Source organism: Escherichia sp. E4742, from assembly GCF_005843885.1.
Classification (GTDB): domain Bacteria; phylum Pseudomonadota; class Gammaproteobacteria; order Enterobacterales; family Enterobacteriaceae; genus Escherichia.
Genome location: NZ_CP040443.1, coordinates 4,099,884 through 4,123,185 on the forward strand (window position 1 = coordinate 4,099,884; position 23,302 = coordinate 4,123,185).

Genomic DNA, 23,302 nt, shown 5'->3' on the forward strand with positions numbered 1-23,302 from the left:
GCGGGCTTTTTTGTGGAGTGGATATGGCAGCGGTAAAAATCTCAGGTGTACTGAAAGATGGTGCGGGAAAACCAATACAGAACTGCACTATTCAACTGAAGGCAAAGCGTAACAGCACCACGGTACTGGTGAACACGGTGGCCTCTGAAAATCCGGATGAAGCCGGGCGTTACAGCATGGATGTTGAGCATGGCCAGTACAGCGTCACCCTGCTGGTTGAAGGTTTTCCGCCTTCACATGCCGGGACCATTACCGTCTATGAAGGTTCCAGACCAGGTACGCTGAATGATTTTCTCGGTGCCATGACGGAAGATGATGTCATGCCGGAGGCATTGCGTCGTTTTGAGGAAATGGTGGAAGAAGCGGCACGCAACGCTGAAGCCGCCTCTCAGAGCGCAGCGGCGGCAAAGAAATCCGAAACTGCAGCGGCATCATCGAAGAACGCGGCGAAAACCTCAGAAACGAATGCAGCTAACAGCGCACAGGCGGCAGCGTCCTCGCAGACTGCATCGGCAAACTCCGCGACAGCAGCCAAAAAATCAGAAACCAACGCGAAAAACAGCGAGACAGCCGCAAAAACGAGTGAAACCAACGCAAAGTCCAGCCAGACGGCAGCGAAAACCAGCGAAACGAATGCCAAAGCCAGTGAAACTGCGGCGAAAAGCAGTCAGGATGCAGCAGCTGAAAGCGAGAGTGCGGCGGCCGGTTCTGCGACTTCAGCAGCCGGATCAGCAACTGCTGCGGCTAACAGTCAGAAAGCAGCGAAGACGAGTGAAACTAACGCAAAGTCCAGCCAGACGGCAGCGAAGACCAGCGAAACGAATGCCAAAGCCAGCGAAACTGCGGCGAAAAATAGCCAGAACGCAGCAGCCGAAAGCGAAAGTGCCGCAGCCGGTTCTGCAAGTGCGGCGGCTACTTCTGCCACTGCATCAGCCAACAGCCAAAAAGCAGCAAAAACCTGTGAAACCAACGCAAAGGCGAGCGAAACAGCGGCTGCGAACTCGGCGAAAGCATCGGCAGCAAGCCAGACGGCAGCTAAAGCAAGTGAAGACGCCGCCAGAGAGTATGCAAGCCAGGCAGCAGAGCCGTATAAATATGTCTTACAGCCGCTGCCTGATGTGTGGATACCGTTTAACGATTCGCTGGATATGATTACGGGTTTTTCGCCATCATATAAAAAGATTGTTATTGGTGATGATGAAATAACGATGCCTGGCGATAAGGTTGTAAAGTTTAAACGCGCATCGAAAGCAACCTATATTAATAAATCTGGTGTGCTGACAGAGGCTGCCATTGACGAGCCACGATTTGAACGTGATGGCCTGCTTATTGAGGGGCAAAGAACAAACTACATGCTCAATTCGGAAAACCCTGCCAGTTGGGGGCGATCGTCAAATATGGATGTTCCCGAAACCGGGAAGGACAGTTTTGGTTTTACCTATGGAAAGTTCGTCTGTAACGATTCTCTGATTGGGCAAACCTCAGCCATTAATATGGCATCAATTGCTGCAACAAAGTCAGTTGATGTATCAGGCGATAATAAATACGTGACAACCTCATGTCGTTTTAAAACAGAACTGCAGGTAAGGTTGCGTATCCGGTTTGATAAATATGACGGTAGCGCAACAACTTTTCTTGGTGATGCGTATATTGATACACAAACGCTTGAAATTAATATGACAGGCGGTGCTGCCTCAAGGATTACAGCGAGAGTCAGAAAGGACGAAGCTACCGGATGGATTTTTGCAGAGGCAACAATTCAGGCAATTGATGGGGAGTTAAAAATAGGTTCTCAGATACAGTATTCTCCTAAGCAGGGCGGGGCAACCGTATCTGGTGACTATATTTATCTGGCCACCCCACAAGTAGAAAATGGGCCTTGTGTATCATCTTTTATTATATCAGGAACGACGGCGGCGACTCGTGCGAGTGATATGGTTACGATCCCGACCGAAAACAACATTTATAACAGACCGCTTACTTGTTTGGTCGAGGTTAACAGGAATTGGGGCGATATTCCCCCTAATGTAGCACCGCGTATTTTTGATTTTTCTGGTGTGCCGCCTATTGAGTCAATCACATACGCTTTTAACACAACCGAGAAATATTACGGTCAGCTTTATATGCAAACTTATAAAGCGTCGACAAGTAGTTACGTTTCTAGTTTGTTTACTGGTCGAACTGATGTTCGAAAATTCGTTGGTGGTTTTAATATTTATTCTGATGGTACTAAACGAGTAGTTTCTAACGGTGAGGCTACTAAAACTATGAAAACGGAGTGGACGGGCGTAAAAACACGGACCTTTATTCGAATTGGATGTCAAGCCACATCTGGAACTCGTCATCTATTCGGCCATTTGAGAAATCTTCGTCTCTGGCATAAAGAATTAACTGATGCGCAAATGGGGGAGAGTATTAAATGAAAGATTTAACACTTAAATTTTCTGACAGGGCCGACTTTTCGGCCTTTATGGATAGCACTGGCTATTATGATGACGAGTCGATGCAGGATGATATTCTTATTGACGTGGTAGGTAACGTGTACAAAGAAACCGGAGAACTGACTGAAGATGGCGAACCGGTATGTGTTAAGGAAGACGGATATTTTGTAAACGTGCGCATCATTAATGATGTGAAAACACCGTCAATATTCGATGAATACGTGGTTGCTGTTGAGCATCAACTTCGTGGCTGGATGTGAGGAAGAATAATGGCTACATCGACAGTAATTCCTGATGACATCAAAACGCTAAAATCCGATGTTAGCAAATTAAAAAACGAACAAGGAAGCTACGCAACAAAATCATATGTAGACAGCAAAAATGAAACCGTTGGTGACTGGTCTGCTGCATGGTATCAGCAGGTATTGCCAACTAGCGGGGCTATATTTGGGCGAAAACTTCGCTCAACTCACAGGACGGCAGGTGTTGAGGATGCGTATTGCGAACTATACCTTAAAAAATGGATAGACAGCCCAGGGAACGCAATGGCGCGCCTTAACCTGAACGATAACGGGACAAACATTTGCTGGGACTTTACCAACCTTTATGGCGGTACGATGATTTTTCCCGGTGATAGCGGATACCTCAAAATGGGTAACTGCCTTATGTCATACGGCAGGCGTGGAAGTAACGCGCTTATTAAATTTGATTACACCGACACATTACAGATCAAATATGCCAATCATGGGTCAACCATGACATTAAACACACAGGGGACCGCTCATTCTGGCGCTACTACTAGTTTGTGGGGTAACTCTACCCGTCCGGTTGTATATGAAGTTGGTGCTGATGGTGGCGCGTATATGTTCTATGCGCAGAAAAATACCGATAACACCTATATGTTAAGCGTTAATGGTGCATGTCATGCCACCGCATTTAACCAGCATTCCGACCGGGATCTGAAAGACAACATTCAGGTGATCGATAATGCAACCGACCGCATCCGTAAAATGAACGGCTATACATACACGCTTAAAGAAAACGGCATACCCTATGCTGGTGTCATTGCACAGGAAGCACTGGAAGCAATCCCAGAAGTTGTAGGTTCCGCAATGAAATATCAGGACGGTGCAAGCGGATCGGAAGGTGAAGAAGGTGAACGTTATTACACAGTAGATTATTCTGGTGTTACTGGCTTGCTTGTTCAGGTAGCCAGAGAGTCAGACGACAGAATAACAGCACTGGAAGAAGAAAACATAGAATTAAAACAAAGATTATCTGCAATTGAGGCGGCGCTTGCGTCTAAATAATATTAAGGGGCCGTGTGTCCCGCTATAGTATTCTGGAGTATAAAGTGTCAGTTTTAATATCTGGTGAATTATTGGATGGTTCCGGTAGTCCAATGTCTGATTTTCGGATAATTATAAAGGCGAAAGTAAATACGTATGCGGTGCTACAGAAAACCACATTTGATATCTTAACTAATGAAGCTGGTGAATATTCGTTTAATATTCAAACCGGAAAGTACAGCGTTTATTTAAAGCAGGGCTGGCATGATCAGTATTACGTCGGTGACATTGTTGTATTTGATGATTCAAAGCCTGGCACGCTGAACGACTTCCTGACCGCTCTCGATGAAGGCGACCTGAAACCGGATGTAGTGAAACGTTTTGAGGAAATTGCGGATACGGTCAACCGTCTCTCTGAACAGGTGAGCAGTGACAGGGAGAAAGCAGAAGCGGCCGCTGATGCTGCAAAAAACGCAGCAACCACAGCTCTGGACAATAAAAATAAGGCGGAGGAATTTAAAGAACAATCACGGAAGAATGCCGAAATCGCTGCGGGATGCGCGCAAAGTGCCGGACAGCACGCTTCGGATGCTGCACAAACTGAAAAGCAGGTGGGAATCCTGGCGACAGATATTCGACAGAATGCAGGCGATGTTTATCAGAACGTACAGCATGTTGAGCGTCTGGCATCAGAAGTTGCGCAGAATGCCAGCCAGGTGCATCAGAATACCCTGACAGTAACGGATGCAGCGCAGTCTGTGGAGCGGAATGCACAGCTGACAACGCAGTTAAGAAACGAAGCCGGTCGCTTTGCCGACGATTCCAGGAAAAGTTCAGAGGATGCAAAAGAGTACAGTGACAGTGCCAGAAAATTGGTCGATGAAATGAAATCTGTCAGTACTCATCCGGCAGGGATAGTTTTTGCATGGCCAGCGGATATTCCCCCGGAAGGATTTGCATTAATGCGGGGTCAGCCATTCGATAAATCTGCGTATCCACAACTGGCAACTGCATTTCCGTCAGGTGTAATACCTGATATGCGAGGGTGGATAATAAAAGGCAAACCCGACGGGCGAGCTGTTCTGTCCCTTGAAGAGGACGGTGTTAAGCGGCACGAGCATACAGCAAAGGTGATACCGACGGATTTGGGTTCAAGGGAGACAAGTTCCTTTGATTATGGCTCTAAAAGCACAGAGTCAGGTGGAGAGCATAATCATATTGTTAATGGTGTGTGGGCTGGAACAACAACAAGGAACGGTGGAACAAAATGGGATACGCCAGGATATATAGCGGATATAACAACCAGCAGTGGCGGTACACATGCACATCGTACCAATATAGGCCCACACGCCCATACCGTGGTGCTGGGTGAACATGGTCATGATGTTATGGTTGATGAGACGGGTAATGCAGAAAATACAGTTAAAAATATCGCGTTTAACTTCATTGTGAGGCTGGCATGACAAATTTCAAAATGAGTCCGGAATCCCGGACACTGAAAATTTATAACTTACGGGCTGATACAAAAGAGTATATAGGCGCGGGAGATGTTTATATTCCACCGTATACAGGATTACCGGCGAACTGCACGCTTATCGAACCGCCAGAGGCTGGCCCCGGCCAGGTTGCCGTTTTCAACGATGCACAGCAACAGTGGGAAGTTGTTGAAGATCACCGTGGGAAAACGGTATATGACACAGCCACCGGGAAGACATTGTGCATTTCCCGTCCGGGGGCTTTGCCGGATGATATCACCACTTTACCGCCAGAGGGGGAATTCCATCGATGGGATGGTGCGAAATGGATAAAAGACGACGAGGCCGAAAGGGCGGCGAAAATTCGTGACGCTGAACGGGAGAAGCAAAAATTACTTCAGGAGATAATGGAAAAAACACAGCTGTGGCAAACGTGGCTGTCACTTGGGATTATCAGCGAAGCTGATAAAAAATCACTCAGGGAGTGGATGTTGTATGCCCAAAAAGTTGAAGCGACGGACACATCTGAATTACCTGTGAGATTTCCCGACAAACCGCTTATTGCGGGTGAGCTATCCGGCACGGCGTAAAAAACCAAAAGATAATCGCAGGTTTTAAAGGCTGAAAATATACCAATTGGTATACCAAGTTTATACCAAGAGCCCAAAAGGCAAAGGGGCTACCATTTGGTAACCCCTTGATTATTTGGCGGAAGCGCAGAGATTCGAACTCTGGAACCCTTTCGGGTCGCCGGTTTTCAAGACCGGTGCCTTCAACCGCTCGGCCACACTTCCGGAATGACGCGAACTATAAACATCCCGATGCGTCGTGTAAACCCCCAATTTGTTTGTTTGCTTGAAAAACAGACAAATGCGTGTCGATAGCGTGAAATAACAGCAATTTGGACATTCTATCGCCATAAAAATGGGCTCGTAATTCTTCTGCGCCAAACCTTAAGGAAAATAAGGTCCATTTTTATCGCTAAAAGACAAATCCACACTGTTTGTATTGTTTTGTGCAAAAGTTTCACTACGCTTTATTAACAATACTTTCTGGCGACGTGCGCCAGTGCAGAAGGATGAGCTTTCGTTTTCAGCATCTCACGTAAAACGATGGTTTGCCTTGCTACAGGGACGTCGCTTGCCGACCATAAGCGCCCGGCGTCCTGCTGGTGTCGCAAGGAGAAGAGACGTGCGATATGAATAACGAGGAGACATTTTACCAGGCCATGCGGCGTCAGGGGGTCACCCGGCGCAGCTTTCTCAAATATTGCAGTCTGGCTGCAACCTCGCTGGGGTTAGGTGCGGGGATGGCACCAAAGATTGCCTGGGCGCTGGAAAATAAACCGCGCATTCCGGTGGTGTGGATCCACGGTCTGGAATGCACCTGCTGTACCGAATCTTTTATCCGCTCCGCTCACCCACTGGCGAAGGATGTCATTCTTTCCCTTATTTCTCTCGACTACGACGATACTCTGATGGCTGCCGCAGGCACCCAGGCAGAGGAAGTCTTTGAAGACATCATCACGCAATACAACGGCAAATATATCCTCGCAGTAGAAGGTAACCCGCCGCTGGGCGAGCAGGGGATGTTCTGTATCAGTAGCGGCCGACCGTTTATTGAGAAACTCAAACGTGCAGCTGCCGGAGCCAGTGCAATTATTGCCTGGGGCACCTGTGCGTCCTGGGGCTGTGTGCAGGCCGCGCGGCCCAATCCGACGCAGGCAACGCCTATCGACAAAGTCATCACCGACAAACCCATTATCAAAGTACCTGGTTGCCCGCCGATCCCGGATGTGATGAGCGCCATTATTACTTACATGGTGACGTTCGATCGCCTGCCGGATGTCGACAGAATGGGGCGTCCGCTGATGTTCTATGGTCAGCGAATCCACGATAAATGCTATCGCCGCGCCCACTTCGACGCCGGAGAGTTTGTGCAGAGTTGGGATGATGACGCGGCGCGTAAAGGTTACTGCCTGTACAAAATGGGCTGCAAAGGGCCAACTACGTATAACGCCTGTTCCTCTACCCGCTGGAACGATGGCGTTTCCTTCCCGATCCAGTCTGGTCACGGCTGCCTGGGCTGTTCTGAAAATGGTTTCTGGGATCGCGGTTCGTTCTACAGCCGCGTGGTCGATATTCCGCAGATGGGAACGCACTCTACCGCCGATACCGTGGGCTTAACCGCGCTTGGTGTCGTGGCTGCGGCTGTTAGTGTACATGCAGTCGCCAGCGCCGTTGACCAGCGCAGACGTCATAACCAGCAACTTGCAGAAGCCGAACAACAGCCGGGCAACGAGGATAAACAGGCATGAGCACTCAGTACGAAACTCAGGGATACACCATCAACAATGCCGGACGCCGCCTGGTGGTCGACCCGATCACGCGCATCGAAGGCCATATGCGCTGCGAAGTAAATATCAACGATCAGAATGTGATAACCAATGCCGTCTCCTGCGGCACGATGTTTCGCGGGCTGGAGATCATCCTGCAAGGGCGCGATCCGCGCGATGCGTGGGCGTTCGTTGAACGTATTTGCGGCGTTTGCACCGGCGTACACGCCCTGGCTTCGGTTTACGCCATCGAAGATGCCATCGGTATTAAAGTGCCGGACAACGCCAATATCATCCGCAATATTATGCTGGCAACGCTCTGGTGCCACGATCACCTGGTGCACTTCTATCAGCTCGCCGGGATGGACTGGATAGATGTGTTAGATGCGCTGAAAGCCGATCCACGGAAAACGTCAGAACTGGCGCAAAGCCTCTCCTCGTGGCCAAAATCATCCCCTGGCTATTTCTTCGACGTACAAAACCGACTGAAGAAATTTGTTGAAGGCGGGCAGTTAGGGATTTTCCGCAACGGCTACTGGGGACACCCGCAGTACAAACTGCCGCCAGAGGCCAACCTGATGGGCTTTGCCCACTATCTCGAAGCCCTCGATTTCCAGCGGGAGATCGTCAAAATTCACGCAGTTTTTGGTGGTAAAAACCCACATCCGAACTGGATTGTCGGCGGGATGCCGTGCGCCATTAACATTGACGAAAGCGGCGCGGTCGGGGCGGTTAATATGGAACGCCTGAACCTGGTGCAGTCGATTATCACCCGCACGGCGGACTTCATTAATAACGTGATGATCCCCGACGCCTTAGCCATAGGTCAGTTCAACAAACCGTGGAGCGAAATCGGCACGGGCCTTTCGGATCAATGCGTCCTCAGCTACGGTGCGTTCCCCGATATCGCCAACGACTTTGGTGAGAAAAGTTTGTTGATGCCTGGCGGCGCAGTAATTAACGGCGACTTCAAAAACGTGTTGCCAGTAGATTTAGTGGATCCGCAGCAGGTGCAGGAGTTTGTCGATCACGCCTGGTATCGGTATCCCAACGATCAGGTTGGGCGTCATCCTTTTGATGGTATTACCGACCCGTGGTACAACCCGGGCGATGTTAAAGGTAGCGACACCAACATTCAGCAGCTGAATGAACAGGAACGCTACTCGTGGATCAAAGCGCCACGCTGGCGCGGTCATGCGATGGAAGTGGGGCCACTGGCGCGCACGTTAATCGCCTACCACAAAGGCGATGCGGCAACCGTTGAGTCGGTCGATCGCATGATGTCGGCACTGAACCTGCCGCTTTCTGGCATCCAGTCAACGTTGGGCCGCATTTTGTGCCGCGCGCACGAAGCGCAGTGGGCCGCAGGTAAGTTGCAGTATTTCTTCGACAAGCTGATGACCAACCTGAAAAACGGCAATCTCGCCACTGCCTCTACCGAAAAATGGGAGCCTGCGACCTGGCCGAAAGAGTGCCGTGGCGTTGGCTTTACCGAAGCGCCGCGCGGGGCGTTAGGCCACTGGGCCGCCATTCGCGATGGCAAAATCGATCTCTACCAGTGCGTGGTGCCGACCACCTGGAACGCCAGCCCGCGCGATCCCAAAGGGCAAATTGGTGCGTATGAAGCGGCGCTGATGAACACCCAAATGGCCATTCCTGAACAGCCGCTGGAAATCCTGCGTACTTTGCACAGCTTCGACCCGTGCCTCGCCTGTTCAACTCACGTGCTGGGCAACGACGGTAGCGAGCTGATCTCCGTGCAGGTGCGTTAACAGCGAAGGAGAATCATCATGCAACAGAAAAGCGACAACGTTGTCAGCCACTATGTCTTTGAAGCGCCTGTGCGGATCTGGCACTGGCTGACGGTGCTGTGCATGGCAGTGTTGATGGTTACTGGCTACTTTATTGGCAAACCGCTGCCTTCGGTCAGCGGCGAGGCGACTTATCTGTTCTACATGGGGTACATCCGGTTAATTCACTTCAGTGCCGGGATGATTTTTACCGTGATATTACTGATGCGGATCTACTGGGCGTTCGTGGGTAATCGCTACTCACGGGAGCTGTTCATCGTGCCAGTGTGGCGTAAAAGCTGGTGGCTGGGCGTGTGGTATGAAATCCGCTGGTATCTGTTTCTGGCAAAACGCCCGAGTGCTGATATTGGTCATAATCCCATTGCCCAGGCCGCGATGTTCGGCTATTTCCTGATGTCCGTTTTTATGATCGTCACCGGTTTTGCGCTGTTCAGCGAACACAGTCAGTATGCCATCTTCACACCGTTCCGTTACGTGGTGGAATTTTTCTACTGGACGGGCGGCAACTCAATGGACATTCACAGCTGGCATCGGCTGGGGATGTGGCTGATTGGCGCGTTTGTGATCGGTCATGTGTACATGGCGCTGCGTGAAGACATCATGTCTGATGACACGGTGATCTCCACCATGGTGAACGGCTACCGTAGCCACAAATTTTTTAAAGTCAAAAGCAACAAGGAGCGTTCATGAGCGAGCAACGCGTGGTGGTAATGGGGCTGGGCAACCTCCTGTGGGCCGATGAAGGCTTCGGCGTGCGGGTGGCAGAACGGCTGTATGCCCATTATCACTGGCCCGAGGAAGTGGAGATTGTCGATGGCGGTACTCAGGGGCTGAACTTGCTGGGCTATGTCGAAAGCGCCAGCCACTTGTTGATTCTCGATGCCATTGATTATGGGCTGGAGCCAGGAACGCTACGAACCTATGCCGGAGAACGTATTCCGGCCTATCTCAGCGCGAAGAAAATGAGCCTGCACCAGAACAGTTTCTCCGAAGTGCTGGCGCTGGCGGATATTCGAGGTCATTTGCCTGAACAAATCGCCCTGGTCGGGCTGCAACCGGCAATGCTCGACGACTACGGCGGCAGCCTGAGCGAACTGGCGCGAGAGCAACTGCCCGCTGCGGAACAGGCTGCGCTGGTACAGCTGGCTGAGTGGGGAGTTGTACCGCAACCGACTGAGGAGTCTCGTTGTCTCAATTATGACTGTCTGTCGATGGAAAATTACGAAGGCGTTCGCTTGCGCCAGTACCGGATGACGCTGGAGGAGCAGGGATGAGCAACGACACGCTATTTGATGCGTTGTGGCAACGAATGCTGGCGCGTGGCTGGACGCCGGTCAGTGAATCCCATCTTGATGACTGGCTTACGCAAACGCCAGACAGTGTGGTGTTGTTAAGCTGTGACCCAAAACGGACGCCTGAAGTCAGCGACAATCCGGTAATGATCGGCGAGCTACTGCGCGAGTTTCCAGACTATGCGTGGAAGGTGGCGATTGCCGATCTTGAGCAAAGCGAAGCCATTGGCGATCGCTTTGGTGTTTTTCGCTTTCCCGCCACCCTGGTGTTTACCGGCGGTAGCTATCGCGGCGTGTTGAACGGCATCCACCCGTGGGCGGAGCTGATAAACCTGATGCGTGGGATTGTCGAATCGCAACAGGAGCGAGCCTCATGAGCGACACTTTCTTCCATCTGCTGGGACCGGGAACACAACCTGGCGACGACAGTTTCAGTATGAATCCACTGCCGATTACCTGTCAGGTGAATGATGAACCAAGTATGGCGGCACTGGAGCAATGTGTGCATAGCCCGCAGGTGATTGCGCTGTTAAACGAGTTACAACATCAACTAAGCGAACGCCAGCCGCCGCTGGGTGAGGTGCTGGCAGTCGATCTGTTAAATCTCAACGCCGACGATCGTCATTTCATCAATACGCTGCTTGGGGAAGGGGAAGTGTCAGTGCGTATCCAGCATGCTGACGGCAGTGAAAGTGAAATTCAGGAGGCTACCTTCTGTGGATTATGGCGTGTACGCAGACGTCGCGGCGAACAGTTGCTGGAGGACACACTGGAGGCTGGCTGCGCGCCGCTGGCGTTGTGGCAGGCGGCAACGCAAAACGCGCTGCCGACAGATTCGCTATTACCGCCCCCCATCGGTGGCCTGATGAATGGCTTACCGCTGGCCCATGAGTTGCTGGCGCATGTGCGAAACCCCGACGCGCAGCCGCACAGTATTAACCTGACGCAGTTACCCATCAGCGAAGCTGACCGGCTTTTTCTGTCGCGTCTTTGCGGACCGGGCAATATTCAGATTCGGACCATTGGCTATGGCGAGAGCTATATCAACGCTACGGGATTACGCCATGTCTGGCATTTACGCTGTATGGACACCTTAAAAGGCCCTCTGCTTGAGAGTTATGAAATCTGCCCGATACCCGAAGTTGTGCTGGCTGCGCCGGAAGATCTGGCGGACTCTGCGCAGCGTCTCGGCGAGGTTTGTCAGTGGCTGGCGGAAAGCGCACAACAGTAAAAACGGTGGCAAATATCGCTTTCGGTCCTGTGAATATCGCAATTAGCGAATACAACTACCTACAAACTGTAAGGATAAAAAGAGGGATCTACTATTAAAGGGTTATTACCCTCTCTTCGCCTACAGGAGTTAGCATGTGGGATGTTATTGACTTATCGCGCTGGCAGTTTGCGCTGACCGCGCTGTATCACTTTTTATTTGTGCCCCTTACCCTGGGGCTGATTTTTTTGCTGGCCATCATGGAAACTATTTACGTGGTTACCGGCAAAACAATCTACCGCGATATGACGCGTTTCTGGGGTAAGCTCTTCGGTATCAACTTTGCTCTCGGCGTGGCCACTGGCCTGACGATGGAGTTTCAGTTTGGTACTAACTGGTCATTCTATTCCAACTATGTAGGCGACATTTTCGGCGCACCGTTGGCGATGGAAGCATTAATGGCCTTCTTCCTCGAATCCACTTTTGTCGGTCTGTTCTTCTTCGGCTGGCAACGCCTGAATAAATACCAACACCTGTTGGTCACCTGGCTGGTGGCATTCGGTTCAAATATCTCTGCATTGTGGATCTTGAATGCCAATGGCTGGATGCAGTTCCCGACCGGGGCGCATTTCGATATCGATACCCTGCGTATGGAGATGACCAGCTTCAGCGATCTGGTCTTTAACCCTGTCAGCCAGGTGAAATTTGTGCACACGGTGATGGCAGGTTATGTGACCGGGGCGATGTTCATTATGGCGATCAGCGCGTGGTATTTGCTACGTGGGCGGGAGCGCGACGTTGCACTCCGCTCGTTTGCCATCGGTTCTGTCTTCGGGACCCTGGCGATAATCGGCGCGCTGCAACTCGGAGACAGCTCTGCATATGAAGTCGCACGAGTACAGCCGGTAAAACTGGCGGCGATGGAAGGGGAGTGGCAAACCGAACCGGCACCCGCGCCGTTCCATCTCGTTGCCTGGCCGGAACAAGAGCAAGAACGCAACGCTTTTGCCATTAAAATCCCGGCCCTGTTAGGCATCCTCGCCACTCATTCATTGGATAAACCTGTTCCCGGGCTGAAAAATTTGATGGCCGAAACCTACCCACGACTGCAACGGGGACGCATAGCCTGGCTGTTAATGCAGGAGATATCGCAGGGCAACCGTGAGCCCCATGTATTACAGGCGTTTCGCGAGTTAGAAGGCGATCTCGGTTACGGCATGCTGCTCTCCCGCTATGCACCGGATATGAATCATGTCACTGCTGCGCAGTATCAGGCGGCGATGCGTGGCGCAATCCCGCAAGTTGCGCCGGTATTCTGGAGTTTCCGCATCATGGTTGGCTGCGGTTCGCTGCTGTTACTGGTGATGCTGATTGCGCTCGTCCAGACGCTGCGCGGCAAAATCGAACAACATCGCTGGGTGCTGAAAATGGCGCTCTGGAGTTTGCCGCTGCCGTGGATTGCCATTGAAGCCGGGTGGTTTATGACCGAGTTTGGTCGTCAGCCATGGGCGATTCAGGACATCTTACCGACATACTCCGCGCACTCTGCATTAACCACGGGCCAACTGGCCTTCTCTCTGATCATGATCGTAGGGCTTTACACCCTGTTCTTAATCGCCGAAGTCTACCTGATGCAGAAATATGCCCGTCTGGGGCCGAGTGCGATGCAGAGTGAACAACCAGCGCAGCAACAGGGGTAAAGGAGAGAATCATGTTTGATTATGAAACATTACGGTTCATCTGGTGGCTGCTGATGGGCGTCATTCTGGTGGTCTTTATGGTCACCGACGGATTTGATATGGGGATCGGTTGTCTGCTGCCACTGGTGGCGCGTGACGATGATGAACGCCGGATAGTGATCAACAGCGTTGGCGCTCACTGGGAGGGTAACCAGGTCTGGCTGATCCTCGCAGGGGGGGCATTATTTGCCGCCTGGCCCAGAGTCTATGCAGCGGCGTTTTCTGGCTTTTACGTGGCGATGATTCTGGTGCTGTGCTCGCTGTTCTTTCGCCCGCTGGCTTTTGATTATCGCGGCAAAATAGCGGATGCCCGCTGGCGCAAAATGTGGGATGCCAGTCTGGTCATCGGTAGTCTGGTGCCGCCGGTGGTCTTCGGTATCGCGTTCGGCAATTTGTTACTTGGCGTGCCGTTTGTCTTCACGCCGCAATTACGCGTGGAGTACCTCGGTTCTTTCTGGCAATTGCTGACACCGTTCCCATTACTGTGTGGCTTGCTCAGTCTGGGCATGGTGATTTTGCAAGGGGGCGTCTGGTTGCAGCTGAAAACCGTTGGCGCTATTCATCTGCGTTCACAACTGGCGACCAAACGCGCCGCGCTGCTGGTGATGCTTTGCTTCCTGCTGGCGGGTTACTGGCTGTGGGTCGGTATTGATGGCTTTGTGTTACTCGCTCAGGATGTCAACGGTCCGTCCAATCCACTGATGAAAATGGTGACGGTACTGCCAGGCGCCTGGATGAATAACTTCGTCGAATCGCCAGCCTTGTGGATTTTCCCACTGCTCGGTTTCTTCTGCCCGTTACTGACGGCGATGGCAATTTATCGTGGTCGCCCCGGTTGGGCATTTCTGATGGCGTCATTGATGCAATTTGGTGTGATTTTCACTGCTGGTGTTACGTTATTTCCCTTTGTTATGCCTTCGAGTATCAGTCCGATATCCAGCCTGACCGTGTGGGACAGTACCTCCAGCCAACTGACACTTAGCATTATGTTAGTAATTGTACTGATATTTTTGCCAATAGTGTTGCTCTACACTCTATGGAGCTACTACAAAATGTGGGGTCGTATGACGACTGAAACTCTGCGCCGTCACGATCATGAGCTGTACTAAGGAGCATGAACAATGTGGTATCTATTGTGGTTCGTCGGCATTTTGTTGATGTGTTCGCTTTCTACCGTCGTGTTGGTATGGCTGGATCCGCGTCTGAAGGGATGACTGGCGTACAACGAACTTAGGCCTGATACGACGCGTCGCATCAGGCAGTCATGTCGGATATGAAAAACGGAAACATATCGATGAAAGCGATTTTGATCCCATTTTTATCTCTTCTGATTCCGTTAACCTCGTCACCTGCATTCGCTCAGAGTGAGCCGGAACTGAAGCTGGAGCGGGTGGTGATTGTCAGCCGTCATGGCGTGCGTGCGCCCACCAAAGCCACGTCACTCATGCAGGATGTCACTCCAGACACATGGCCTGAGTGGCCGGTGAAATTGGGCTGGTTGACCCCGCGTGGCGGCGAACTGGTCACTTATCTTGGGCATTATCAACGCCAACGCCTGGTCGCTGACGGTTTACTGGCAAAAAATGGCTGCCCGAAACCTGATCAGGTTGCGATTATTGCGGATGTCGATGAACGTACGCGTAAAACAGGTGAAGCCTTTGCTGCCGGGCTGGCACCCAACTGCATGATTACAGTACATACCCAGCCAGATACTTCCCGGCCCGATCCCCTGTTTAATCCCCTTAAAACTGGCGTTTGCCAACTGGATAAGACGAACGTTACCGCGACTATTCTCAGTAGAGCAGGGGGATCGATAGCGGAGTTTACCGAGCATCGGCAAACCGCATTTCACGAACTGGAGCGGGTACTCAATTTTCCGCAATCAAGTCTGTGCCTCAAACGAGAGAAACAAGACGAAAACTGTTCGTTCACGCAGGCATTACCCTCTGAACTCAAGGTGAGTGCTGATAACGTCTCATTAACGGGTGCAGTAAGCCTCGCATCCATGCTGACGGAAATATTTCTCCTGCAACAGGCACAGGGAATGCCGGAGCCTGGCTGGGGGCGAATTACTGATTCACACCAGTGGAACACCTTGCTAAGTCTGCATAACGCGCAGTTTTATTTGCTGCAACGGACACCAGATGTTGCCCGTAGTCGCGCCACGCCGTTGCTGGATTTAGTGCTGACGGCGCTGACGCCAAACAATCCGCAAAAATCGAACTATGGAATTACGCTGCCGACTTCACTGTTGTTTATTGCCGGGCACGATACCAACCTGGCGAATCTGGGGGGCGCGTTAGAGCTTAACTGGACGCTACCGGGCCAGCCGGATAATACTCCACCGGGGGGCGAACTGGTTTTTGAACGCTGGCGGCGACTTAGTGATAACAGCCAGTGGATTCAGGTATCGCTGGTATTCCAGACCCTACAGCAGATGCGTGACAAAACTCCGTTGTCGCTAAAAACGCCGCCTGGAGAGGTAAAACTGACACTGGCAGAATGTGAGGAGAGAAACGCGCAGGGCATGTGTTCACTGGCGGATTTTACGCAAATAGTGAATGAAGCGCGCATTCCGGCATGCAGTTTACATCAGGACAAATAAACATTTGCCGCTGAGGGGCCACGCAGGCCATTGACGCGGCAAAATTCCACGCGTAACCCTGGGGTGAGCACTTCTGCGTCGCGGGGGGTGAATGCGGAAATATGGACCTGGACTTCTTTACGACCGTCGGAGGGGATGATGAATCCTTTGCCGCTTTTGCGATCAAAGGTTTTGACAATTCCTGTCATTTTACGGGACAAACAAATTCCTTACTGATAAATCTGCGCTGCACTATACGGTCTAAATAAAATAAAGCCAGTTTTATTTAAGACCGCTGGACGGCCAAAATAAAGTTTGCTTAATCTTATTTATCATGCGTTAATAGCTGCGTCGGTTTGAAAGACAGACAGCATACAAAGTAATTTACTAAAGCAGTTCTCATTATCAGGCATTATCCCCTTCTTTTGAGTCTCTCTCCTGAACACTAAGTAGTTTCTGTATTAAAGCCCTGTTTGCCGAAAGGCCCAAAATGAAGGAAGTAAAATATGTCTAATAAAATGACTGGTTTAGTAAAATGGTTTAACGCAGATAAAGGTTTTGGCTTTATCACTCCTGATGATGGCAGCAAGGACGTTTTCGTCCATTTCACCGCTATCCAGAGCAATGAATTCCGCACGCTGAACGAAAATCAGAAAGTCGAATTTTCTATTGAGCAGGGGCAACGTGGTCCTTCGGCAGCGAACGTTGTTACGCTCTAAGGTTGCCGCTATTACTCAGCATCTCCATTTCCGCTGTCCATGTTGCCATGGTTCACAGTACCGCACATCGGCATTCGATGTGACGGAGCGAAACCCTTTGGGCGCTAAGTGTATTTTCTGTAAATCGACGATGATCACCTTTGATAACGTTGCCTTGCAAATACGCACTGACCATGCGCCACTGGATTTCACAAAATAGTATCAGGCTCCCTCGCGGAGCCTTTTTTATATCTTCTGTTTGCACTTATCCCTGTACGCATATTGAGCGATAACCTACTGATTATTGAATCTTTCATGCAGATGGCTTATAACATTTCTAACCTGACCAGGGGATCGGAACCAACACCTTGCTGGCGTGTTGCTGTCTTTTAAGACCAGAAGAGGTTAACAGTGAATATTGAAGAGCTAAAAAAACAAGCCGAAACGGAAATCTCCGACTTTATTGCGCAAAAAATCACCGAGTTGAATAAGAATACAGGGAAAGAAGTCTCTGAAATTCGCTTTACTGCGCGGGAGAAAATGACCGGGCTTGAAGGTTATGACGTCAAAATCAAAATAATGTGATTTTGTGAACATCACCCCGCGCGAGGTGATGTTCCGCTTGTCGCTTTGTTAATGACCAATCATTGCCGCTTGCGGAATTAAGCGCCGATACAATTCTTCTGGCACCGGGCTTTGCCATACGCCCGCATACATCGCATAACCAATCACCGCAAACATAATCCCCAGAACCAGTAGCGTCATTAACCAGCCAGACAATGCAAAGGTTTTTTTATTTGCCGCAGGTTTTTGCAGCGAAAAAGTTAATGTTGAAGCGACCGGACATGACTCCACGCAGGTCATACAACCGGTACATTCCACCGTTCTAACCTGAATTAATTTATCGACCGGGATCCGCGATGGGCAATTTTTCGCACATTTACCGCAGTCGATACAGCTTTCGGCATTGCGACGAATCTTAAACGGCGATAATAGCGAAACCAGTCCCATCAGCGCGCCATATGGGCAGAGATAACGACACCAGACATGGCGAATAAATAGGCTGGCAATCAGCAAAGCCGTCACGCTGATTAATGTCGCTTTCCCCATATGGCGAAAGAAATCGAGCATTTTAACGTCCATTACCACGCTATAAGGCGATAGCATAAAATAGTGAATCGCCTGAGCGGGCATCAATAACGCGATATAGAGAAAAAAACTCAACAGCAAATATTTCACTGCGCGCAGAGGAATATCCAGCCAGCGGGGAAGGGCAAATTGCCGACCAAACAGTTTTTTCCCGAGATCGCCGATTAATTCAGAAAGCGTCCCAACCGGGCATAGCCACGAACAAAAGGCTTTTTTCAGCAGTAAGCTGATAATGATAAAAGCGACCAGCAACAGCATCGCGGCGGCGTGCACGGAAGGTAACTGGCTTGTTTCAAAGCTATATTTCAGATTCATCAGACCAGCAATCGGCAGCCAACCTTCAATGCCACTCGGTCTGGCGACAAATGCCGTATTACCTGCCGTTTCGTAATAGCGCACCCAGTACCAAAAGGTGACGGCAATATAAATATTGATTGCCAACAGTAATAATTGCGTCGCTTTACGCCAGGTCGTGGCATTGCGCCAGTCATTCCACGGTAATTTACCGCCCGTCGTGCCTGGCCGTCGTTGCCAGCGGATTCTTTTTTTCTCTGTCATAATTTTGCCCGCCCGTTAAGTTGCATACCAAATGCCACTATTCTAAGTTTTCTTAACGGGATGATATTGATTCACATCGGGTTCGGGGCTTTCTTATTCAGCCACTGTTCCAGGGCAGCGATGCTACGCGTAATTTCTTCACGCGGCAGGACCGCGGTTAATGGTTCCAGCTCAAGTTGTTCGCACAACTGACTGGCACTGCGCATGCCCAGACTGGCACAGCTGCTTTTCAACTGATGCGCGGCACGTTTGATTTTGTCGCTGTCGTGTCTGGCGCGTGCAGTGTCCATTTCATCGAGAAGGGGCAGGGCATGTTGTTTAAATAATGTCAGCCATTCGTGGATTTTCTCCACCCCCATTAACTGCGCATCTTCATTGAGCTGCGATACATCCAGTGGTTGATGGTTATGTGTTTGCAGGTGCAGATAGTGCGCCAGTAACTGACCAAGCACTTCACGCGACACCGGTTTAGGGATAATTCCGCGAAATAGCGAACTGGTACGCTGGCGCAGCGTTTCGTCGATGACATGGGCGCTAAAGCCAATCAAAACCAGCGACGGATATTGCAGCGAAAGTTGCCGGGCAAGTGTAATGCCGTCGATATCTGGCAGATCAAAATCCACCAGCGCGGCAGCAAACGGTTCACTATTTTGCAGCGTCTCTAAAGCCTGCGCGGCATTTCCTACGGCTGCGACCTGAGCGCCACTGGTGTTAAGTATCTCGATGGTAATACGCTGCGTTAGCGGGTTATCTTCAATCAACAGTAATCGTAAACCGTCCAGACGCACCGCCTGATTGACTATTTTTGGTGCAGGCGCAGTGGCAACACGTAACGGTAACCGTAAGCCAAAACAGCTTCCTGCTCCCGGCCTGCTGGTGGCGGTCAGTTCGCCGCCCATCGCCTGAGCCAGACTGGTACTGATAGTCAGCCCCAGTCCACTGCCGCCGCGCTTGCCGCTCACCTGAACAAATGGCTGAAAGATATCAGCCAGTTTCGCGGGATCAATACCACAGCCGCTGTCTTCCACTTCGACAAGCCATTGCTCGCCATCAATGCGGCTGCGCAGGATAATCTGCCCCTCATCGGTGAAACGCAGGGCATTACTCAACAAATTGGTAATAACCTGGCGAATACGGCGCGGATCGCCCATTAACGCGGTTGGGACATCGTTGGCAATTTCCGTTACCAGTCGAATCGGACGACCTTTAACCCGTCCGCTCATTAATTGCAGGGTACTTTCCAGCAGTGGGCGCGGTTCAAAGGGCTCATCACTGACCGAAACATTCTTGCCACCTGCTTCGATAGCCGAATAATCGAGAATATCATTGAGGATGGTCAGCAATGATTCGCCAGAGTCGGTAATCGCCCGCAAATCATCACGCTGGGCGTTAAACGCAGGGTTATCTGCCAGCAACTGCGCGGTGCCGAGAATTCCGTACAGCGGAGTGCGGATCTCATGGCTCATTGCTGCCAGAAACGCCGATTTTGCCTGACTGGCTTTTTCTGCTTCCGCCCGTGCCAGGCGGTGTTCTACCACCAGTTCCTGCAATTCGGCAGTGCGCGCTTTGACCTGCGCCGCCAGTTGTTCGCGGTGGCGGTTAAGCGCATGAACACTGCTGCGAAAAGCATCCATCAGCCGCCCGATGGTATCCAGTTCCCGCACGCCAGCGGTTTCCGGGAAAGGGGAGTCGATATCACCATCCAGCAAGCGTTGCAGCGCCTGCGTTTGTTCGGCAAGAGGGCGCGTGACTGAGCGATAAACCACGCGCCAGAGGATTAGAATCAATGCACAAAGTGAAACCATCCCCAGCAATAACAGGCTGTATTGCCCGCGTGTACTGGCTTTTTCCAGATGTGCCAGTCCGTGCTGATTGCGCAGCTCGATGGTGTCGACCAGTTGGCTGACTTCGCTACTAAACTGCGCGAACTGGGCGATGTTATTTTGGGCGAGAGTTTGCAGGTGATTGCTGATTTCACTGTCCTGCTGATACAGCGCCAGCAAATCGCTATATTGGCTAACGGTAGTTAACGTTGTTGCGACCTGAGCACGAATTCCTGGATCTTCAATGCGTATTTGCCGACGTTGCAGAATTTTTACCGCATTATTGAGCTGCTTTTCCAGCGTTGGTGCATTTTTCTGGATCTGCTCCAGCCCCAGATTCATCACCATTTGCTGCACCCGCAGGGCGCTAAGGCGCAGTTCATTCATCTGGTTAACATACTCAAGATCGATATCAATCAGCCGATCGAGTGCACTTTCTGCGGCCTGACGCTGATGTTGTTCGATCAAATCGTAAATCCCGGCCTGGGTCGCTCCGGCGGAGGTTGCCGCATTATTCGCCTGACCTTGCGCCAGGCGTGCGATCTCATCGGCGGCGGCGACTATCTGCTGACTGAGTCGCTGTTGTTGCTGGCGCAGTTGCAAACGCTGTCCCACCAGTTCCCCTTGCTGACGTAACGAACGGGAGATCTCCTGCTCCTGTTGTTCAATAGCGGTGGTATCAAAACCTTGTTCCCGTAACGCTTGCAGCAACACATTAATCTTCAGGCTTTGTGCGGTGAGCATTCGCCCCTGCGCCTGCCACATCTTTTCGTTATCGGCACTGGTCAGGTTTTGCGCGGCGAAAAGTTCCCAGGCGCTGGCTTCGCTCAACTGGCGCGCCATATTCATGGTAGGAATCAATGCTTGAGTGTTATCTTTTTCCACCTGGCTGATAAAGCGCAGGTTGTACCATCCCACCAGGGTACTGGTCAGGGTTAACAGCGCCATCAGGGCAAAGCCCATCCAGAGTCTTCGGGTCAGGGTTAAATTCACGGTCAGTGTACTTAAGGTGAAAAAGGTTGAGTCGCAAAGTGGAATGCATCTAGCATAAAGCCTTATTATTGATGAGGCTATCATGCGCGTACTGCTATTGTTACTTCTTTCCCTTTTCATGTTGCCGGCATTTTCGGCTGATAACCTGTTGCGCTGGCATGATGCGCAGCATTTCACGGTGCAAGCCTCTACGCCGCTTAAAGCCAAACGCGCATGGAAACTGTGCGCGCTTTATCCCAGCCTGAAAGATTCATACTGGTTATCGTTGAACTATGGTATGCAGGAGGCTGCTCGCCGCTACGGTGTGGATTTAAAAGTGTTGGAGGCTGGCGGCTACAGCCAGTTGGCTACCCAGCAAGCACAAATCGACCAGTGTAAACAGTGGGGCGCAGAGGCTATTTTGCTCGGTAGTAGCACGACGTCATTTCCCGACCTGCAAAAGCAGGTAGCAAGTCTGCCGGTGATCGAACTGGTAAATGCTATTGATGATCCCCAGGTGAAAAGCCGCGTTGGTGTGCCCTGGTTTCAGATGGGCTATCAACCAGGACGATATCTGGTGCAATGGAGCCACGGCAAACCACTCAACGTGCTGTTGATGCCCGGCCCCGATAACGCCGGGGGCAGTAAGGAGATGGTAGAGGGTTTTCGCGCAGCTATTGCCGGAAGCCCGGTGCGTATTGTCGATATTGCGCTTGGCGATAACGATATTGAAATCCAGCGTAACCTGTTGCAGGAAATGCTGGAGCGCCATCCAGAAATCGACGTCGTTGCTGGAACGGCCATTGCGGCAGAGGCGGCAATGGGTGAAGGGCGTAACCTGAAAACACCGCTGACCGTTGTGTCGTTTTATCTTTCACATCAGGTGTATCGCGGACTAAAGCGGGGAAGAGTGATTATGGCTGCCAGCGATCAAATGGTCTGGCAGGGGGAACTGGCGGTTGAGCAGGCCATCAGGCAATTACAGGGGCAATCGGTGTCTGATAATGTTAGCCCACCGATTTTAGTTCTGACGCCGAAAAATGCCGACCGCGAACATATCCGCCGCTCGTTGTCACCAGGGGGATTTCGTCCGGTCTATTTTTATCAGCACACATCAGCGGCTAAGAAATAACCTTCGCCATGTTGTGTCACCAGTAAATCCGCACTGAGTTTATGGCGTAAACGACGAATTAACACATCGACGGTGCGCAGGTCAGGGTTTTCCACCCGACGCGCAGAAAGCATACGCAGCAGACGCTCGCGGCTGAGAATTTCGCCGGGATTGGTCACAAACGCCACCAGCATTTCATACTCTGCGCGGGTCAGTTTAATCGGCTCGCCATCCCGCTCCAGCGTATGGCGCGACACATTCAGGCAATAACCGGCAAAGCGATAGCAGTTATCCTGAGTGTGCGGTTGAGCTTGTCGCGCGAGGTCGATTCGCCAGAGCAGATTTTTTACCCGTACTACCAGTTCGCGCAGTTCCAGCGGTTTGGTGACGTAATCGTCTGCGCCCATTTCCAGCCCAACAATACGGTCAATCCGATCGCTGCGTCCGGTAACCAGAATAATCCCCACCGTTGAGCGTTCTCGCAGGGCGCGGGTTAACATCAGGCCATTTTCATCGGGCAAGTTGATATCCAGCAGAATTAAATCCACCGGCTGATTCTGCATAATTTCCCGCAGCCCGGCACCGCTCTCCGTAACGGAAACGGTATACCCCTCCTGAGTGAAGTAGGATTGTAATCGCGCCTGGGTAACCGGTTCATCTTCAACAATAACAATGTGATGTGGCATCAGAGGGTTTTACTCATTCTGTTCATATCTGTTCATATTCTGCCGTAAGCCGTTCATCCTGACCAGTGCCGCTGTTCATATTTGCTCATTAAGATCGCTTCACTAAACCATAATTTTACAGGGGCTATT

General features: G+C 51.1%; 22 protein-coding genes, 1 tRNA gene and 5 pseudogenes. 23 read left to right on the top strand and 5 right to left on the bottom strand.

The window, feature by feature from the left end:
- Window positions 1-23: 23 nt before the first annotated feature.
- From FEM44_RS26070 to FEM44_RS19730, 8 genes and pseudogenes are all read left to right on the top strand, one after another.
- A pseudogene (locus tag FEM44_RS26070) lies at window positions 24-390 on the top strand (prophage tail fiber N-terminal domain-containing protein); the annotation flags it as partial.
- Window positions 391-822: 432 nt separating this feature from the next.
- A complete protein-coding gene (locus FEM44_RS26075) occupies window positions 823-1,152 on the top strand; it encodes a phage tail protein (RefSeq protein WP_441316621.1) in 330 nt (109 codons plus the stop codon).
- A 233-nt stretch (window positions 1,153-1,385) separates the two neighbouring features.
- Window positions 1,386-2,423: pseudogene (locus FEM44_RS26080) on the top strand (prophage tail fiber N-terminal domain-containing protein); the annotation flags it as partial.
- Window positions 2,420-2,701 carry a hypothetical protein gene (locus tag FEM44_RS19715; protein WP_135522264.1) on the top strand — a complete coding sequence of 94 codons (282 nt, stop codon included), beginning with the start codon at window positions 2,420-2,422 and terminating at the stop codon, window positions 2,699-2,701. The pseudogene FEM44_RS26080 and the gene FEM44_RS19715, both read left to right, overlap by 4 nt.
- 9 nt (window positions 2,702-2,710) lie before the next feature.
- Window positions 2,711-3,751, top strand: a complete 1,041-nt coding sequence (locus FEM44_RS19720) for a tail fiber domain-containing protein (RefSeq protein ID WP_135522265.1) — start codon at window positions 2,711-2,713, stop codon at window positions 3,749-3,751.
- Between the two features lie 44 nt (window positions 3,752-3,795).
- Window positions 3,796-4,179, top strand: a pseudogene (locus FEM44_RS26085) (prophage tail fiber N-terminal domain-containing protein); the annotation flags it as partial.
- Window positions 4,180-4,629: 450 nt separating this feature from the next.
- Window positions 4,630-5,193 (top strand): annotated as a pseudogene (locus FEM44_RS26090) (phage tail protein); the annotation flags it as partial.
- A complete protein-coding gene (locus FEM44_RS19730) occupies window positions 5,190-5,795 on the top strand; it encodes a tail fiber assembly protein (protein WP_135522267.1) in 606 nt (201 codons plus the stop codon). The pseudogene FEM44_RS26090 and the gene FEM44_RS19730, both read left to right, overlap by 4 nt.
- A 116-nt stretch (window positions 5,796-5,911) precedes the next feature.
- On the opposite strand, the gene FEM44_RS19735 is transcribed toward FEM44_RS19730, so the two are convergent.
- Window positions 5,912-5,999, bottom strand: a tRNA-Ser gene (locus FEM44_RS19735).
- A gap of 404 nt (window positions 6,000-6,403) precedes the next feature.
- Here FEM44_RS19735 and hyaA point away from each other — a divergent pair.
- The 10 genes from hyaA to FEM44_RS19790 all read left to right on the top strand — a co-directional run bounded on the left by hyaA (window position 6,404) and on the right by FEM44_RS19790 (window position 16,197).
- Window positions 6,404-7,522, top strand: coding sequence for a hydrogenase 1 small subunit (hyaA, locus tag FEM44_RS19745; RefSeq protein ID WP_135522881.1), 1,119 nt, complete (start codon window positions 6,404-6,406; stop codon window positions 7,520-7,522).
- Window positions 7,519-9,312: a Ni/Fe-hydrogenase large subunit gene (gene hyaB, locus FEM44_RS19750; protein ID WP_135522880.1), complete on the top strand. Its 1,794-nt coding sequence runs from the start codon at window positions 7,519-7,521 to the stop codon at window positions 9,310-9,312. Before hyaA ends, hyaB begins: the two co-directional genes overlap by 4 nt.
- Window positions 9,313-9,330: 18 nt before the next feature.
- Window positions 9,331-10,041: a Ni/Fe-hydrogenase b-type cytochrome subunit gene (gene hyaC / locus FEM44_RS19755; RefSeq protein ID WP_001186409.1), complete on the top strand. Its 711-nt coding sequence runs from the start codon at window positions 9,331-9,333 to the stop codon at window positions 10,039-10,041.
- The gene (gene hyaD, locus FEM44_RS19760; protein ID WP_135522879.1) at window positions 10,038-10,625 is read left to right on the top strand and encodes a hydrogenase 1 maturation protease; all 588 of its coding nucleotides are present in this window, start codon (window positions 10,038-10,040) and stop codon (window positions 10,623-10,625) included. The genes hyaC and hyaD overlap by 4 nt, the downstream gene beginning before the upstream one ends.
- A complete protein-coding gene (gene hyaE / locus FEM44_RS19765) occupies window positions 10,622-11,020 on the top strand; it encodes a hydrogenase-1 operon protein HyaE (RefSeq protein ID WP_135522878.1) in 399 nt (132 codons plus the stop codon). The genes hyaD and hyaE overlap by 4 nt, the downstream gene beginning before the upstream one ends.
- Window positions 11,017-11,874, top strand: coding sequence for a hydrogenase expression/formation protein (locus FEM44_RS19770; protein ID WP_135522877.1), 858 nt, complete (start codon window positions 11,017-11,019; stop codon window positions 11,872-11,874). Before hyaE ends, FEM44_RS19770 begins: the two co-directional genes overlap by 4 nt.
- Window positions 11,875-12,008: 134 nt before the next feature.
- The gene (gene appC, locus FEM44_RS19775) at window positions 12,009-13,553 is read left to right on the top strand and encodes a cytochrome bd-II oxidase subunit 1 (RefSeq protein WP_135522876.1); all 1,545 of its coding nucleotides are present in this window, start codon (window positions 12,009-12,011) and stop codon (window positions 13,551-13,553) included.
- 11 nt (window positions 13,554-13,564) lie between these two features.
- Window positions 13,565-14,701, top strand: coding sequence for a cytochrome d ubiquinol oxidase subunit II (gene appB / locus FEM44_RS19780; protein WP_135522875.1), 1,137 nt, complete (start codon window positions 13,565-13,567; stop codon window positions 14,699-14,701).
- A gap of 12 nt (window positions 14,702-14,713) precedes the next feature.
- A complete protein-coding gene (gene cbdX / locus FEM44_RS19785; RefSeq protein ID WP_032161491.1) occupies window positions 14,714-14,806 on the top strand; it encodes a cytochrome bd-II oxidase subunit CbdX in 93 nt (30 codons plus the stop codon).
- 80 nt (window positions 14,807-14,886) lie between these two features.
- Entirely contained in the window at window positions 14,887-16,197 is a 1,311-nt protein-coding gene (locus tag FEM44_RS19790; protein WP_135522874.1) for an AppA family phytase/histidine-type acid phosphatase, read from the top strand.
- Here FEM44_RS19790 and cspH read toward each other — a convergent pair.
- On the bottom strand, window positions 16,185-16,397 hold the full coding sequence (gene cspH / locus FEM44_RS19795) for a cold shock-like protein CspH (protein ID WP_130205408.1): 213 nt from the start codon (window positions 16,395-16,397) through the stop codon (window positions 16,185-16,187). The two genes, FEM44_RS19790 and cspH, sit on opposite strands and share 13 nt — an antisense overlap.
- Before the next feature lie 285 nt (window positions 16,398-16,682).
- On the opposite strand from cspH, the gene cspG reads away from it, so the two are divergent.
- From cspG to FEM44_RS19820, 4 genes and pseudogenes are all read left to right on the top strand, one after another.
- Complete coding sequence (gene cspG, locus FEM44_RS19800) at window positions 16,683-16,895, top strand: cold shock protein CspG (protein WP_000066493.1); 213 nt, start codon at window positions 16,683-16,685, stop codon at window positions 16,893-16,895.
- A gap of 10 nt (window positions 16,896-16,905) precedes the next feature.
- The gene (gene ymcF, locus FEM44_RS19805) at window positions 16,906-17,094 is read left to right on the top strand and encodes a cold shock small protein YmcF (RefSeq protein ID WP_071524879.1); all 189 of its coding nucleotides are present in this window, start codon (window positions 16,906-16,908) and stop codon (window positions 17,092-17,094) included.
- Window positions 17,069-17,296: pseudogene (locus FEM44_RS25320) on the top strand (protein YmcE). The gene ymcF and the pseudogene FEM44_RS25320 overlap by 26 nt, the downstream one beginning before the upstream one ends.
- Entirely contained in the window at window positions 17,286-17,459 is a 174-nt protein-coding gene (locus FEM44_RS19820; protein WP_135522873.1) for a GnsA/GnsB family addiction module toxin, read from the top strand. The pseudogene FEM44_RS25320 and the gene FEM44_RS19820 overlap by 11 nt, the downstream one beginning before the upstream one ends.
- Before the next feature lie 48 nt (window positions 17,460-17,507).
- Here the strand turns inward: FEM44_RS19820 and FEM44_RS19825 are convergent, their stop codons facing one another.
- Both FEM44_RS19825 and torS read right to left on the bottom strand, forming a co-directional pair.
- On the bottom strand, window positions 17,508-18,581 hold the full coding sequence (locus FEM44_RS19825; protein WP_138159160.1) for a 4Fe-4S binding protein: 1,074 nt from the start codon (window positions 18,579-18,581) through the stop codon (window positions 17,508-17,510).
- Window positions 18,582-18,652: 71 nt separating this feature from the next.
- Window positions 18,653-21,397 (bottom strand): TMAO reductase system sensor histidine kinase/response regulator TorS, encoded by a 2,745-nt coding sequence (gene torS, locus FEM44_RS19830; protein ID WP_135522871.1) that lies wholly within the window; start codon window positions 21,395-21,397, stop codon window positions 18,653-18,655.
- 82 nt (window positions 21,398-21,479) lie between these two features.
- Here torS and torT point away from each other — a divergent pair, with 82 nt between their 5' ends.
- Window positions 21,480-22,508 carry a TMAO reductase system periplasmic protein TorT gene (torT, locus tag FEM44_RS19835; protein ID WP_135522870.1) on the top strand — a complete coding sequence of 343 codons (1,029 nt, stop codon included), beginning with the start codon at window positions 21,480-21,482 and terminating at the stop codon, window positions 22,506-22,508.
- On the opposite strand, the gene torR is transcribed toward torT, so the two are convergent.
- Window positions 22,481-23,173, bottom strand: coding sequence for a two-component system response regulator TorR (torR, locus tag FEM44_RS19840; RefSeq protein WP_135522869.1), 693 nt, complete (start codon window positions 23,171-23,173; stop codon window positions 22,481-22,483). The two genes, torT and torR, sit on opposite strands and share 28 nt — an antisense overlap.
- Window positions 23,174-23,302 lie beyond the last annotated feature (129 nt).